Annotated in this window: 7 protein-coding genes; 5 read left to right on the forward strand and 2 right to left on the reverse strand. The window is 48.7% G+C overall.

Translation table 11 applies throughout. The features are described from left to right. Positions 1–72 precede the first annotated feature (72 nt). Positions 73–5,946 (forward strand): DUF3320 domain-containing protein, encoded by a 5,874-nt coding sequence (locus QK890_RS11245; RefSeq protein ID WP_032539515.1) that lies wholly within the window; start codon positions 73–75, stop codon positions 5,944–5,946. On the opposite strand, the gene QK890_RS11250 is transcribed toward QK890_RS11245, so the two are convergent. Then, positions 5,936–6,835, reverse strand: a complete 900-nt coding sequence (locus tag QK890_RS11250) for an ion transporter (protein WP_032539514.1) — start codon at positions 6,833–6,835, stop codon at positions 5,936–5,938. The two genes, QK890_RS11245 and QK890_RS11250, sit on opposite strands and share 11 nt — an antisense overlap. Before the next feature lie 37 nt (positions 6,836–6,872). After that, entirely contained in the window at positions 6,873–7,850 is a 978-nt protein-coding gene (locus QK890_RS11255) for a lytic transglycosylase domain-containing protein (protein WP_005780989.1), read from the reverse strand. Between the two features lie 137 nt (positions 7,851–7,987). On the opposite strand from QK890_RS11255, the gene QK890_RS11260 reads away from it, so the two are divergent. From QK890_RS11260 to QK890_RS11275, 4 genes are all read left to right on the forward strand, one after another. After that, positions 7,988–8,371, forward strand: a complete 384-nt coding sequence (locus QK890_RS11260) for a hypothetical protein (RefSeq protein WP_032531627.1) — start codon at positions 7,988–7,990, stop codon at positions 8,369–8,371. Positions 8,372–8,567: 196 nt separating this feature from the next. After that, positions 8,568–12,302, forward strand: coding sequence for an efflux RND transporter permease subunit (locus QK890_RS11265; protein WP_032539513.1), 3,735 nt, complete (start codon positions 8,568–8,570; stop codon positions 12,300–12,302). 137 nt (positions 12,303–12,439) lie between these two features. Next, on the forward strand, positions 12,440–13,951 hold the full coding sequence (locus tag QK890_RS11270; RefSeq protein WP_032539512.1) for a TolC family protein: 1,512 nt from the start codon (positions 12,440–12,442) through the stop codon (positions 13,949–13,951). A 36-nt stretch (positions 13,952–13,987) separates the two neighbouring features. Further along, positions 13,988–15,634: an efflux RND transporter periplasmic adaptor subunit gene (locus tag QK890_RS11275; protein WP_032531624.1), complete on the forward strand. Its 1,647-nt coding sequence runs from the start codon at positions 13,988–13,990 to the stop codon at positions 15,632–15,634. The last annotated feature ends 177 nt before the right edge of the window (positions 15,635–15,811 follow it).

Raw genomic sequence — 15,811 nt, forward strand, 5'->3', positions numbered from 1 at the left:
TTCGTTTATAAATTATTATGTAATTTTGCTGCATGTTATTGTTTGAATGTGAACTAATTAATCTTGTTTGTCATGAGTCAAGAGAATCCTTCTTCCAAATTGGATGTGGAGTTTATTTATTTGCCTGTCGTCAATTATTCCATGCAGCAAAACCGGATACCTGTTGTACGGTTGTTTTCTATCAAAAATAATACGGAACATCCACTTGCGGATTTAAAGGTATCTTTGATTTTTGAGCCTGAGTTTGCAGCAGCTTCACCTGTGATGGTAGAAAGGTTATCTCCCGGTGAAATGATCAAAATAACCACATTGAACCTACTTTTGGATCCTTCTTTTTTCATTCGGCAAACCGAACGTTTTTCCGGTGCTATCGGACTGATTGTTTCTTGTGATGAAGAAGTAGTCTTCCAAAGTAAATATCCCATTGATATATTGGCCTTCGATCAGTGGGGAGGTATTCAGGTGTTGCCCGAACTTTTGTCGGCGTTTGTGGTCCCCAATCATCCCATACTTACAGGAATTATTTCTCGTACAGCATCCATTCTGAAAGAGTGGTCAGGTAGCTCCTCGTTGGATGCTTATCAGAGTTGTAATCCTAATAGGGTAAAGATACAATTAGCTGCTTTGTACGAGGCTGTTAAGGAGCAGCACATTGCTTATTGTACACCTCCTGCCAGTTTTGGAGATGCCGGGCAGAGAATCAGACTTTCGGATAATGTGCTTTCCGGCAAATTGGGAACTTGCCTGGATATGTCCTTATTGTATGCTTCGTGTGCCGAAGCTATGGGATTGCATCCATTACTGGTGGTTATTCAGGGACATGCTTTAGTGGGATGCTGGCTGATTGACGGAACATTTCCTGATGCGGTGAATGATGATCCTTCGCTGTTGACAAAACGAACTGCAGACGGGATCAACGAAATTATTTTACTGGAAGCTACCTGCATGAACGATGGAAAAAATGTGACTTTCGATGCAGCAGTCGGATTGGCTAATGGTAAAATGTTAGCGGTGAACGATTTTATTTGTTTTATTGATGTGGCACGTAGCCGTTTTGCCCATATCCTGCCTTTGCCTCAGAGGATAATGCATGGGAAAGCATGGATCGTAAATCCGGAGATGATTCAGACACCGGAAGACGAGTCGCACGTCAGTTACAGCAATGCCCCGGAAGAGATTAAGCAATATGATTGGGGAAATCAGGACTGTTACGTGGAAGTCACCAAACAACTTTTATGGGAGAGAAAGTTATTGGACTTGAGTCTCCGTAATAATTTTCTGAACCTTCGCATTACCCGAAATGCTCTTCAGGTGATTTCGGCGGATGTGGATAAGATGGAGGATGCTTTTTCTGACGGAACGGAATTTCAGATCTTGGGCAAACCCTCTGACTGGGATAATCCATTGTATGATTTCGGACTTTATGGAGCTTTGACGGAATCTGATCCGATGCTCGGTTTGATTAAGCAGGAATTGACACAGAAAAGATTGAGAACCTATTTGAACGAACAGGATCTGAAAAAGTCGCTTACTTATTTATACCGTTCTTCCAGAGTAGCTCTGGAGGAGAATGGGGCAAACACCTTATATCTTGCTCTGGGCTTGTTGAGATGGTATGAAACCGAACATAGTGAGCGTCCCCGCTATGCACCTATCTTGCTGCTTCCTGTTGAGATGATTCGCAAGTCTGTGTCCAAAGGGTACATCATCCGTGCCCGTGAAGAAGAGAGTATGCTCAATATCACTCTGTTGGAGATGCTGAGACAAAACTTCGGCATTACTATTTCCGGACTCGAATCGTTGCCGAAAGATGAGAATGGTGCCGATGTGAAACGTGTCTTTTCTATTTTCAGGAAGGCAGTGATGAATGAGAAACGCTGGGATGTGGAAGAACAGGCTATTTTGGGTACTTTTTCGTTCAGTAAGTTCATTATGTGGAATGACATTCATTCAAATGCTGAAGAGTTAAGTAAAAATAAGATAGTCGGGAGCCTGATGAGTGGTAAAATGGAGTGGGAAGTTGCAGATGTCGATGCCAGTGCCATAGAGCTGGACCACACTTTGACGCCTGCTGATATTGCTCTGCCTGTCAGTGCGGATTCATCGCAGCTTGAAGCGGTTTATGAAGCTGTGAGTGAAAAGAGTTTCATTTTACACGGCCCCCCCGGAACCGGTAAGTCGCAAACCATTACGAACATTATAGCCAATGCATTGTATCAAGGCAAACGGGTGTTGTTTGTGGCCGAAAAGATGGCTGCACTTTCTGTGGTACAAAAAAGGCTTACAAATATTGGCTTGGCTCCTTTTTGTCTGGAATTACATTCCAATAAAGCACGTAAAACAGATGTGCTCAGACAGTTAAAAGAGTCAACAGAGATTTTCCGGTATAAAGAACCGGAAGAGTTTAAGGAAGAGTCGGAGAGACTGTTTAAAATGCGTCAGCAGATCAATGGATATGTAGAGGCGCTGCACCGGGTATATCCTTGCGGTATTTCCGTTTATGAAGCGGTCACACGTTACAGTTCTATTGACGAAAAAGAAGAAATAATGATACCCGCTTTTCTGCTTACCACATTGACCAAAGAACAGTTGAACGAGTGGAACCATGCTGTGGAAGAATTGGTGGGAGTTGGAAAAGTAAGCGGACATTCTTATCATCATCCCCTCACCGGAATTAATATAAAGGAGTACTCTTCGCAACTGAAAGAGGAAACGGATAAGCTTTTGAAAGAGTATATAACTCTTTTACAGGTGATGGAGAAAAAGGTGGGAAAGTGCTTTTCAATATATGGAATAGGTAATAAATATACGGAGAAGTTGTTGGAGAGTCTGGTTCGGTTTATTCGTATCTTAATGCAACTTCCGGGGATGACTGCCAATTTGGTATTGATGACCGAGCCAAATGAGAATGTTGAGAAGATACGCCGTATCATTGAACATGGGCGAAAAAGGGATGCTGTCTACAGTTTGCTGAAACAATCGTTTGAAGATGCTTTTTTTACTTTTCCAGCACAGCAAAAGTTGGCGGAGTGGAAAGAGATTACACAAAGTTGGTTCCTTCCCCGTTGGCTGAAGCAACGTAAGTTCTGTAAAGAGATGTCTCTCTTTTCGTTGCAAGGGCGTATAGGCAAAGAACAGGTACTTCCGGTATTGCAGCAATTGCTTTCTTATCAGCAAGAAAAGCAGGAAGTGGACAGCAAAAGCAGTTGGCTGCAGAATTTGTTTGGTGCTAAGGCCCATTCAGGCGAAGAGCAGTGGGCTGATATAGAAGCGATGAGTGAGGGACTGCTTCAGTTGAACAGATTGTTGATGGGATTAGCCGAAGATGCGTCATCAGTACGCTTGGTTAAGGAGAAGTTGGCAGAACAGCTTTCAGAAGGCTATTCTTCATTCCGGCAAATGAACAAGGAACAACTTGAGGGAGTGGTACAGGACTGGGAACGTGAAAAGCAATTGGAGGAATCGATGCTGCAACTGCTGGGTATTTCCAAAGAGGTGCTTCATGTCAGTGAAGACAATTGGCTGGCGGGAGCGTTACATCAGTGTGAAATTTGGGCAAAGAACACGGATAAATTGAAGGACTGGTATCGTTGGCTGAATGTGTCCCGTCGGTTCGAAGCTTGTGGCTTGGAGTCTGTATTTACAGCGTATACGGAGTGTAACCTGCCTACCGAACGGATGATGAATATTTACTTGAAAGGATTTTATCGTAGTTTTACGGAATATGCCATTGGTACGGAACAGGTACTGCAGTTCTTTAGTGGAGAGTTGTTCAATGACAGCATTCTCCGTTTTCGTGAACTGAATGAACAGTATCAGGAATTGATAAAGAAAGAACTTTATGCAAAATTGGCTTCTAACATTCCATCGTTTGTGTATGCGGCTGCCCAAAGTTCGGAAGTGGGAATTTTGCAGAAGTGTATCCGTAGTAATGGGCGTGGGGTACCTATCCGTAAACTGTTTGATTCTATCCCTAATTTATTGCCACGCATGTGCCCATGTATGCTGATGAGTCCTATGTCTGTAGCGCAATATATCGATGTGAACCATGATAAGTTCGATTTGGTTGTATTTGATGAAGCTTCCCAAATGCCTACATGCGAAGCTGTTGGTGCCATTGCCCGTGGAAACCATGTGGTCGTTGTAGGTGACCCGAAGCAGATGCCGCCAACCAGTTTCTTCACCAGCAACTCTGTAGATGAAGAGCATATCGAGATGGAAGATCTGGAAAGTATCCTGGATGATTGTCTGGCTTTGTCTATGCCTTCCAAATATTTGTTATGGCATTATCGCAGTAAACATGAGAGCCTGATTGCTTTTAGTAATTCACAGTATTATGATAATAAATTGTTGACTTTTCCGTCTCCTGACGATCTGGCTGCAAAAGTTACGCTGGTATCTGTTGAGGGATATTATGATAAAGGAAAAAGCCGGCAGAATCAAGCTGAGGCACAGGCTGTAGTCGACGAGATTGTTCGTAGGCTTTCCGATCCGAAGCTGAGTCGTCAAAGTATTGGAGTGGTAACATTCAGTTCTGTACAGCAGACTCTGATTGAAGATATGTTGTCGGATGTTGTTATGCAAAATGCCGATTTGGAGAATCTTGCTTTTAACCGTGAAGAACCTGTTTTCATTAAGAATCTGGAGAATGTACAGGGAGATGAACGGGATGTCATTTTGTTTTCAGTAGGTTATGGTCCGGATATCAACGGACGGGTCAGCCTTAATTTTGGTCCGCTGAACCGTGATGGTGGTGAACGTCGTTTGAATGTAGCGGTATCTCGTGCCCGGTATGAGATGAAAGTCTTTTCTACATTAAAGGCTGATCAGATTGACCTGAAAAAAACATCTTCCGTAGGAGTGGCAGGTTTGAAATACTTCCTCGAATATGCCGGTAAAGGCACCGGTGTTTTGAATCACTCTAATGCAATGGCGTCCGAGAGTATTGATATCGGTACACTGGTGGCCTCAAAGCTTCGTGAGAGGGGGTATCAGGTAAAAACTAAAATCGGATGTTCCGGATTCCGGGTAGATGTAGGTGTTGTCGATCCGGATAATTCTTCCCGTTATTTGCTCGGAATTTTGTGTGACGGTGAAAATTATCGGGCTGCGAAAACTGCCCGGGATCGGGAAATTGTGCAAAGCAGTGTCTTGAAGATGCTGGGATGGAATATCTGTAAGGTATGGACAATGGACTGGTGGGAAAATTCTCAAAAAGTGATTGACCGTATAGAGGGAGAATTGGAGAAAGCACGTTGCAGTAAATCGGAGATTCCGGCATCGGTTTCTCTTCCTGTTCCTGTATTGAATCAAGGACAGAAAGCCGGATTGCTATGTAGTGCACAACCTTGTTTGGTAAACGTTCCGGAACAGGTGATTCGGGAGGGAGTAAAGTCTGTGGAATCGGAGATCTATGAAACAGCTTCTTTGGTTTCAGTGAATCTTTCTTCCTGGGACTTTATGATGCCTCGACGAGAACCCCGTATCAGAAAACAGTTGGATGAAATTATGCATACAGAAGCGCCTATCAGTCGTTCATTGTTGAGTAACAGAATTTTCAGTGCTTATGGAATTCTTCGTAAAACAGCCCGTTTGATTGCCTGGATGGATGATATATTGAGTAGAACCCCTTATTACAAGCAAGAAGTTGACGGACTGACTTTTTATTGGAATACGAAAGAGGAAGCAGAGGCATATACTAAATTTCGTATTGATTCCAAACGTGAGGTGGCAGATTTACCTCCACGTGAGGTGGCCAATGCAGCTCTGAGTATATTGGAACAACAAATAGCTTTACCTTTGACTGACTTAATGAAAATAACTGCCCAGTTATTAGGTTATGCTCGTTTCGGACTGAATGTGGAGACTGCTATGCGTAGGGGAGTCCAGATGTTGTTGGACAGGGAAGAGGCTAAAATTGAAGGTGACAAGATACTTATGAAGTAGTCCGGCGCGGTTCGTTAGTCTGGGATTCTTGTTGGGGTGTTTCTTCGTTTTTTAGTTTATGTCCGCAATATTTACAATATGTTGCATTCTCTTCATGCCCCGTTTTGTGACAGTTGGGACATTGCAAATCTTTAAGTTTTTTGTACTCTTTCATCATAGATACAGAGACGATACCTGTGGGTACGGCAATAATAGTGTAGCCGATCAGCATAACGCAGGCGGATAGGAATTTGCCGAGGGCGGTAGCGGGGGTAATGTCTCCATAACCGACGGTGGTCATGGTGACGATGGCCCAGTAAATACTGTTCGGGATATTATTGAATTGTGTATTGGGCTGAGTTCCCTCGATCATGTACATCAGCGTACCGATGGCGACGACGAGGATGACGACAAAGAGAAAAAAAACGGCTATCTTTTTACTACTTTCTTTGAGTGAGGTGAGCAATCGTTCGCCTTCAAGCCAGAAGTTAAAGAGCTTGAAGATACGGAATACCCGTATGATGCGGAAAGCACGGATGATAAGCAAGTAACGCGCACCGGGCAGAAAGAAGGCAAGATAGAGCGGTAACGTAGCGAGCAGGTCGATGATACCGAAAAAACTGAAGATGTATTTCTGTGGTTGAGGCGAACAGTAAATACGGGTGACGTATTCAAAAGTGAAGAAAGCCGTAAAAAGGTATTCGAGTACGATGAACGGAGTCGAAAGCCAGGAAGGAAGACCTTGCAGGCTTTCGATAATGGCGAGCAGAATACTCAATAGGATACATATGATAAGGGCTACATCGAATGCCTTCCCTGCGGGTGTGTCGGATTCGAAAATAATGACGTACAACTTACGCTTCAGAGCCTGGTTGTGCAGAAAACGATAGAGCCAAGAATCACTTTTCAATGTGTTAATATGTTAATGTAACTGCCAGAGTCAATTATTAATCAATTACCCATTTCCGTTCGTATGGAACGGTCTTTTTCGGGTCATAATTCATACCTTCTTGTGTGGGTATATGGATAACGTATTTCTTTCCGGTTTTGTTTTTCAGTGAAGAGCCGCGTAACCAGGGATTAGCGTCACGTAATTGGGCATAGGTGATGCCTTGTTTCTGTGCAAAGTCGCTCAGGTCACTGATTTCGGTATTTACCGTCACTTCTTTGTAAGGAATGACGGGATAGAGATGCTCCCGTTTCAACAAGAAGCCAAAGCGTTGCGGGTTGCCGAATACCTCTTTCACGGCCAGCAGGCGGAACATATAGCGGGAAGTCTCTTCTACCAGCCAGAGGTCCATGGCATGATCAGCCAGCTGCTTGTCCAGTTGCGAAGAAATGCGTCCCTGTCCGGCATTATAGGCAGCGGAAACGGCCATCCAGTCACCATATTTGGCATAAGCCTGCTTAAAATAGCGACAGGCGGCTGCAGTGGCTTTCTCGATGTGGTAGCGTTCGTCTACGTTATCGTTGACTTCGAGACCGAATTCGCGGGCGGTGGCGGGCATAAATTGCCACAGGCCGGCGGCACCTGCCGGGGAGCGTGCGATAGGGTTGAGACTGCTTTCTATCACCATCAGATATTTGAAGTCGTCGGGGATACCGTTGGCTTTCAATAGTGGTTCGATGATGGGGAAGTAGCGGTTGGCGCGTTTCAACATCAGCATGGTGGTGGAGTGCATATAAGTGAACGACATCATTTCACGGTCCATGCGTTCACGTCGGTCGTAACGACGGAGGTCGATGGTGTCGCCATCGAAGATTGCTTGTTCGGGGACGGTAGGCGGAGTGACACAGTATGGTACTTCCGATTGTACAGAATGTTGCTCGCTGAGGCAAGTGCTCCCCACGAGGACAGGAATACTGATACCGGCGCCCAAGGCGAGGGCAGTAGTGAAGATATAGTTGATAGATATATGTTTCATGACAGTTTTTTTATTAGTTGGTGGGGTAAAGATAACCAAAAGGATTAAACCAAAAAGGATATTCATACGTTAATTATATGTAACGGGGCTCGAAAGTGTCCATCCCGATACTTATTTTCGCAACCTCAAAAACGCGCATGAAGAAGTTCATATTAATCATCCTTACGTTATTATATGCTGTGGTGTCATCAGGCATTACAGTCAACGTTCATTACTGCATGGGCCGTATGGCAGATGTGGAATGGGGGAGTGCATCTGCTTGCACCATGTGTGGACAGAAGAAGACTTCGGATTGTTGTAAGGATGAGGCACATTACATCAAGCTGGCGGTAGATCAGGACGTGAACCATGTGGTGGTGACGAACCTGGTACCTGTGGTGACAGAACTGTTACCGGTGCTCTATGCAGGGTTTCTGTCGTTGGAGGTGGAAGATACCTGCCAGAGTTTTATTGCTTTTGATTCTCCACCCAAGCAAACGGGAGTTCCTCTGTTTGTTTATCATTGTACTTATTTGATTTAGTATTCACTTTACTTCCTTTCCGGAGAGAAGAAAAGAAGTTATTCCCCTCTGATTTTCAATGTGGGACAGGAATTGGTATACCCTTTTGATGCATTTCATTAGGGAATATCCTATTCTCTGGGACATTCTGTCAGGGATTCCCATATCCTTTTGGGCATTCCAAGTGTTTACTATTATACAATAAATATCTTTCTATATGATCAACAAAATAATCCGTTATTTCCTCGAAAACAGGGTAATAACCATGCTCCTGCTGGCGCTGGTCGTGGTCTGGGGAGTCTCTACCGCACCCTTCAACTGGCATGGGGGCATCGTGCCGAGAAACCCGATCCCGGTGGATGCCATCCCCGACATCGGTGATAACCAGCAGATTGTGGCCACGGAATGGATGGGACGTTCGCCCAAGGACATCCAAGACCAGATTACATACCCGCTTACCACCTCGCTGCTGGGCATACCGGGGGTGAAAACCATCCGTAGCTCGTCCATGTTCGGGATGTCGTTTATCTACATCATCTTTGAGGATGATATCGAGTTCTACTGGAGCCGTTCGCGCATCCTGGAGAAACTGAATTCGTTGCCGCCGGGCACGCTGCCCGAGGACGTGCAGCCTACGCTGGGCCCGGACGCTACGGCGCTGGGGCAAATCTACTGGTACACGCTGGAGGGGCGCGACCCGAAAACGGGACGACCCACCGGAGGCTGGAACGCCGAGGAACTGCGGACGATACAGGACTTTTATGTGAAGTACTCCCTGTCCGCCGCCGCGGGCGTGTCCGAAGTAGCATCCGCGGGCGGGTTTGTCAAGGAGTACCAGATAGAGCTGAACCCAGACGCGATGTACTCGTTCAACGTGTCGGTGATGGACGTGATGAACGCCGTGAAGAAGAGCAACCTCGACATCGGCGCCGAGACGATGGAGGTGAACAAGGTGGAATACCTGATCCGTGGGCTGGGTTACGTGAAGAATGTGGCGGACATCGAGAACACCGTCGTCACCGTCCGGGAGGGGGTGCCGGTGCGCATTTCCGATATCGCTTTCGTGAACATCGGGCCGGGCACGAGGCGCGGCGGACTGGACAAGGAAGGTGTGGAGGCCGTGGGCGGCGTGGTGATTGCCCGCTACGGGTCGAACCCACTGGAAGTGATCGACAACGTGAAGGAGAAGATTCGTGAGATGGATGCCGGTCTGCCGCAAAAGACGCTGGCGGACGGGACGGTATCGAAGGTGACCGTCGTCCCCTTCTACGACCGGACGGGACTGATCAAGGAGACGATCGGCACGCTGGAGTCGAGCCTTTCGCACGAGATACTGATCTGTATCATCGTGATTATCGTGCTGGTGCTCAACCTGCGGGCGTCGGTGGTGATTGCGAGCATGCTGCCCATCGCGGTGCTGGCTACATTTATATTGATGCGGTACACGGGGATTGAGGCGAACATCGTGGCTCTGTCCGGTATCGCCATCGCCATCGGGGTGATGGTGGACGTGGGGGTGGTGTTCGTCGAGAGCATCATCCGGTATATGGAGATGCCGGAGAACCGGGGGATTACGAAGGGGAAGGCGCTGGCTGGACTGATATACAAGGCGGTGAGCGAGGTGTCGGGGGCAATCGCTACGGCGATGATTACGACGATTGTCAGTTTCCTGCCCGTGTTTGCCATGCAGGCGCAGGAGGGGAAGATGTTTTCGCCGTTGGCTTACACCAAGACGTACGCGCTGGCTTCGGCTTTCGTGCTGGGGCTGATCCTGTTGCCGACACTGGCTTATTTCCTCTTCTCGGTGCGGATCGACTCGAAGATGATCCGGCGGGGGATGAATTACGTGCTGATCGGGATGGGCGTTGCGCTGTGCTCTATCTACGGCAGCATCCCCGCGCTGGGGCTGACGGCGGTAGGGGTGAACAATCTGCTGGCGGGGCGCTGGAAGAATCCGAAGATAGCCAACTACGTCAACATCGCCATCGCCCTGCTCGTGGCGCTCTTCTACCTCTCCGAAGAGTGGTTGCCTATGGGACCGGGGCGGGGGCTGACGGTGAACGTGCTCTTCGTGGCCGGTTGCGTGGCTATCATCCTGGCGATGCTCTGGGCGCTGGTCATCTTCTACGAACGCATCCTGCGCTGGTGCCTGGCCAACCGTTGGAAGTTTATGATGATCCCCGTGGCGACAGTTGTCTGCGGGTTCTTCATCTGGCGGGGCGTCGGGCAGGAGTTCATGCCGAGCCTGAACGAAGGCTCTTTCCTGCTGATGCCTACCAGCATGCCGCATGCGGGCATCGAGCAGAACCTGGACTATGTGGAGAAACTCGACAAGCGCCTGGCCGCCATCCCGGAGGTGGAGACGGCCATCGGCAAGTGGGGGCGGGTGAACTCCGCCCTCGACCCGGCGCCGGTGCAGATGTTCGAGAATACGATCAACTACCGTCCCGAATATATCCTCGACGAGGACGGGCGGCGGGCACGTTTCCGGGTGGACGGGGACGGGGCGTTCGTGTTGAAGGACGGGGGCACGTATAATCCTGCCGACGGTTTCCGCCTCTTGCCTGCCGACAGCCTGGTGGCCGACCCCCGGGGCGACTATTTCCGCCAGTGGCGGCCGGAGATCAAGAACGCCAACGACATCTGGCAACAGATTGTCAACGTCACCCACCTGCCGGGGCTGACTTCGGCGCCGAAGCTACAACCCATCGAGGCGCGGCTCGTGATGCTCTCCACAGGCATGCGGGCGCCGATGGGGGTGAAGGTGTATGGCCCCACGCTGGAGGACATCGAGCAGGGGGGTAAGCTGATCGAACAGGCATTGAAGTCGTCTCCGTCCGTCATCCCCTCGTCCGTGTTCTACGACCGGGCGGTGGGCGCTCCTTACCTCGAGATTAAGCTCAACCGGGAGTCAATGGCACGCTACGGTGTAGCGGTAGGTGACCTGCAAGAGGTGCTCGGAGCTGCCGTGGGAGGGATGGCGCTCACCCGCACGGTGGAAGGCCGCGAGCGTTTCCCCATCCGGCTGCGCTATGCCCGTGAGCTGCGCGACAGTCCGGAGGCGCTCTCGATGCTGCTCGTTCCCACCGCCACCGGGGCGCAAGTGCCGCTCAAGGAGTTGGCGGACATCGAATATTCGCGCGGCGCGCAGATGATCCAGAGCGAAAACACGTTCCTGGTGGGCTACGTCATCTTCGACAAGCTCTCCGGCCGTGCCGAGGTGGACGTGGTGCACGAGGCGGGGGCGATGCTCGACGCCAAGGTGAAGAGCGGCGAACTGGTGCTGCCCAAGGGCGTCTCGTATAAGTTTGCCGGGAACTACGAGCAGCAGCAGCGTGCTACGGACAGGCTGATGATTGTCGTCCCGCTGGCGCTGCTCATCGTGTTGCTGGTGCTCTACTTCCAGTTCCGCACGGTGACGGCTTCGCTGATCCATTTCTCCGGCGTGTTTGTCGCCTTCGCGGGCGGGTTCATCTTGCTGTGGCTCTACGGGCAACCGTGGTTCATGAATTTCAGCATCGCCGGTGAGAACATGCGGGATCTCTTCCAGATGCACCCCATCAACCTCAGCGTGGCGGTCTGGGTGGGCTTCATCGCCCTCTTCGGCGTGGCTACGGACGACGGGGTGCTGATGGGGACGTACATCCATCACGTCTTTCTGGAGCGTGACCCGAGGACCCGACACGATATCCGTGAGGCGGTGGTCGAGGCCGGATTGAAGCGTGTCCGCCCTGCGGCGATGACAACGGCGACGACGCTGATCGCGCTGCTTCCCGTGCTGACATCCACCGGAAAAGGGGCGGATATCATGGTTCCGATGGCTATCCCGACGTTTGGGGGGATGCTGATACAGTCGATGACGATGTTTGTGGTTCCGGTGCTGCAATGCTGGTGGCGTGAGGCGGTGGAGCGTAGACGGGAGAAGAAACGGAAAGGAGCATACGGTGAGTAGTATCCCCCCATAATATATAGGGGCTGAGTACCCCTCGCATATGGGGTCCGTATACTCCCCACATATGGGGGCTATATACCCCCCGGGTAAGTCTCACCTTTTTGCATAATAGTATTTCATAAGTAAACGATCATATAATAATGAACAGAAAATATAAATATCCATTGGTCATAGCAATTAATATTTTGCTTTGTCCCGCTGTTATTCCCGTTTCTGCGCGGCAATCCGCTTCACCTACCGAAGGACAGCAACCGGTCGACAGCTTGTCGGTTTATCTGGAACAGGCTGCCCGCAATAATCCGCAAGTAAATGCGGACTTCATGCTCTATAAAGCTTCATTGGAGAAGATTCCTCAGGCAGGTGCCTTTTCCGATCCCGAATTAGAGATCGGCCTTTTTATCAAACCCATGGAAACCTTGATGGGTAAACAGGTGGCCGACTTCACCTTGATGCAAATGTTCCCTTGGTTCGGTACCCGTAAAGCAGCCCGTGGTGAGGCTTCCGAGATGGCACGTATGGCCTATGAACAGTTTCGTGATACTCGCAACAACCTTTGGTATGAGGTCAAAGCCCAGTGGTATCAGCTCTGTAACCTCAATGAGCAATATCGCACGATGAAGACTAATATTCATCTTCTCTGTCAGCTTGAACAATTGGCGCTGAATCGTTTTTCTGCTTCGTCGGCACAGGCAACCTCTTTGTCTGTCTCATCTTCTTCTGCTTCTGCTGCTAAATCGATTTCCTCGATGCCACTTGCGTCAGCTTCCGGTAACGACATGGCCGGTATGGGAGGAATGGGAAATGCGGCGTCTGCCATCGCTTCTGGAACTTCAATCGGTACTTCTTCCGGTGGTATGTCTGGTATGGGTGGAGGATCGATGGGGAGTGCTGCTACCGGTAGCATGTCCGATGTTCTTCGTATCCAGATGGAACGTGCAGAACTGGAAGATAACCTTGCCACTCTTCAGTCCGCCCGTCTGACTGCTGAGGCTCGCTTTAATGCCCTGCTCAACCGGCCGTCTGATGTTCCTGTCCATGTACCTGACTCTTTGACACAGCGTTTCTACCGCATAGATGAGCATATTCTGATCGACAGCATTCTTACACATAATCCTATGATTACTATGCTTGAGGCAGAAGGTGAAGCTTTTCGTGCCAAAGCAAAAATGGAGCGTCGTATGAGTTATCCTATGATCGGTATCGGACTGCAATACTCTTTGGTCAACAAGGTGGCCGATCCCATGGGGATGCCCGACATGAATGGTAAGGATATGGTAATGCCGATGTTAAAAATCAGCCTTCCTTTGTTCCGACGTAAATACAATGCACAACAACGGGAGAGCCATAATTACCGCGTGGCAAGTGAATTGAAGCGTGACAATATACAAAACCAGTTGCAGGCCGAATATATAAATGTCCGTCAGCAACTTGATGATGCTGCCCGTAAAGTGTTGCTCTACGAACAGCAGTACTCTTTGTCACTTTCCACGTGGCAGCTGATGGTACGTGAATTTTCCGCCGGGCGTCAGTCGCTGACTGACGTCATCCAGGTGGAACGCCAGATGCTTGATTATAAACTGAAAAAAAGTGAAGCTATAGCGGCTTATAATACTATGGTAGCGGCTATGGAAAAGCTAATAGCCCGCTGATAATATAGATATAGAACCACTAAAAACGATAACCATATGAAAAAGATATCAGATATTCTTCGTAAAAAGCAAGTACTTTATCCATTGATAGCCTTTGCCGGCTTTATCTTGGGGTGGCTTTTGTTCAGTCCTTCCTCTTCATCGGGAACTACCGAAGGGATACTGTCTGAACCTCCTATTCACGACACTCACGGATCATCCCATGACCTTGTACAGGACGAATCCGCTGTCTGGACCTGTTCCATGCATCCTCAGATCCGTCAGGATAAACCGGGTAAATGTCCTATCTGCGGTATGGATCTGATCCCTCTCAAGAAGAATGTAGCCTCCGGAAGTGATGACGCTATCGATCCCAATGCCATTCGGATGTCCGAAGAAGCTATGGCACTTGCTGATGTCCAGACCACCCGTGTCAGCCGGAGTAATCCTGTGAAACAGGTTCGTTTGTACGGTAAGATTATTCCTGACGAACGTAGTCTTCAGTCACAGACTGCTTATGTTGGCGGGCGTATCGAGCGACTTAATATTGAGTTTACCGGTGAGACTGTACGTGCAGGACAAACCCTTGCAACTCTCTATTCGCCTGAGTTATTTACTGCCCAGCAGGAATTACTTGAGGCCATCCACATGCAGCAACCTGCCCTTGTGCAGGCTGCGCGTGAGAAACTTCGTCTTTGGAATCTGACAGATGCCCAGATCGATGCCATCCGCGATTCCGGTCAGGCATCTCCTATGGTAGAAATCAAATCTAATACGAGTGGTATCGTCATAGCCAAGCGTATCAATCAGGGGGACTATGTTTCACAAGGCAGTGTACTTTTTGACATAGCTAATCTCTCCCATGTATGGGCTGTTTTCGATGCTTTTGAGGCAGACCTTCCGTTCCTTACCAAGGGGGACCTCGTGGAATTCACTCTTTCTGCTTTTCCCGGTAAGAAGTTTTCCGGTCGCATCTCCTTCATAGATCCTATCATCAATGCTACCACCCGTACTGCCCGTGTTCGCGTGGATGTAGCTAATTCCGCTCAGGAGATGAAACCTGAAATGTATGCCACTGCCCGGGTTTCTGCCCCTTTGAAAGGTTATAAAGATCAGATTATTGTTCCCCAAACTGCCATTCTCTGGACTGGTAAGCGTGCTGTGGTCTATGTACGTCAGCCTGGTACGGATATTCCCACCTTCCTGATGCGTGAGATAACTCTTGGTCCTTCCCTTGGTGGAGCTTATGTGGTTCTCGATGGACTTTCTGATGGTGAAGAGATTGTTACTAACGGAGTTTTCTCTATTGATGCCAGTGCGCAGCTTGAGGGCAAACGCTCCATGATGAATGAGAACGGTTCGGGTACTGCTCCGATGGTCGGACATGGAGGACATAATATGTCTGGTACGCATGACAGTCATGCCGGCTCTCAGAACAATGAGCATACTATGTTCACTGTTCATGGTTCCTGCGGTATGTGCAAGGAGCGTATTGAAACAGCTGCTAAACGTGTTCCCGGTGTCCGGACCGCATACTGGAATCAGGAAAAACAAATGATTCACTTACAGTTTGATCCATCTAAAACCTCTGCAGATGCCGTAGCCAAAGCTATTGCTAAAGTTGGTCATGATACCGATAAATACAAAGCCGATAAGGCTGTTTATGATACCTTGCCCGGTTGCTGTAAATACCGGGATAAGTGATACTCTCTTAAAGTAAAGAACGGATGGGGCTGTGTCGAAAGTCTTTTCACCACAGATTGCACGGATTTTCACAGATTATCAATATGGATAATTAATGACTTGAAATTCACTCTGTGTCATTCTGTGGTGAGTTTCGACACACACCCATTCTTTTTATAGGATGCTTTTAACTTAATA

The sequence above is a fragment of the Bacteroides sp. NGMCC 1.200775 genome, from assembly GCF_040798045.1.
GTDB classification, from domain to species: Bacteria; Bacteroidota; Bacteroidia; order Bacteroidales; family Bacteroidaceae; genus Bacteroides; species Bacteroides hominis.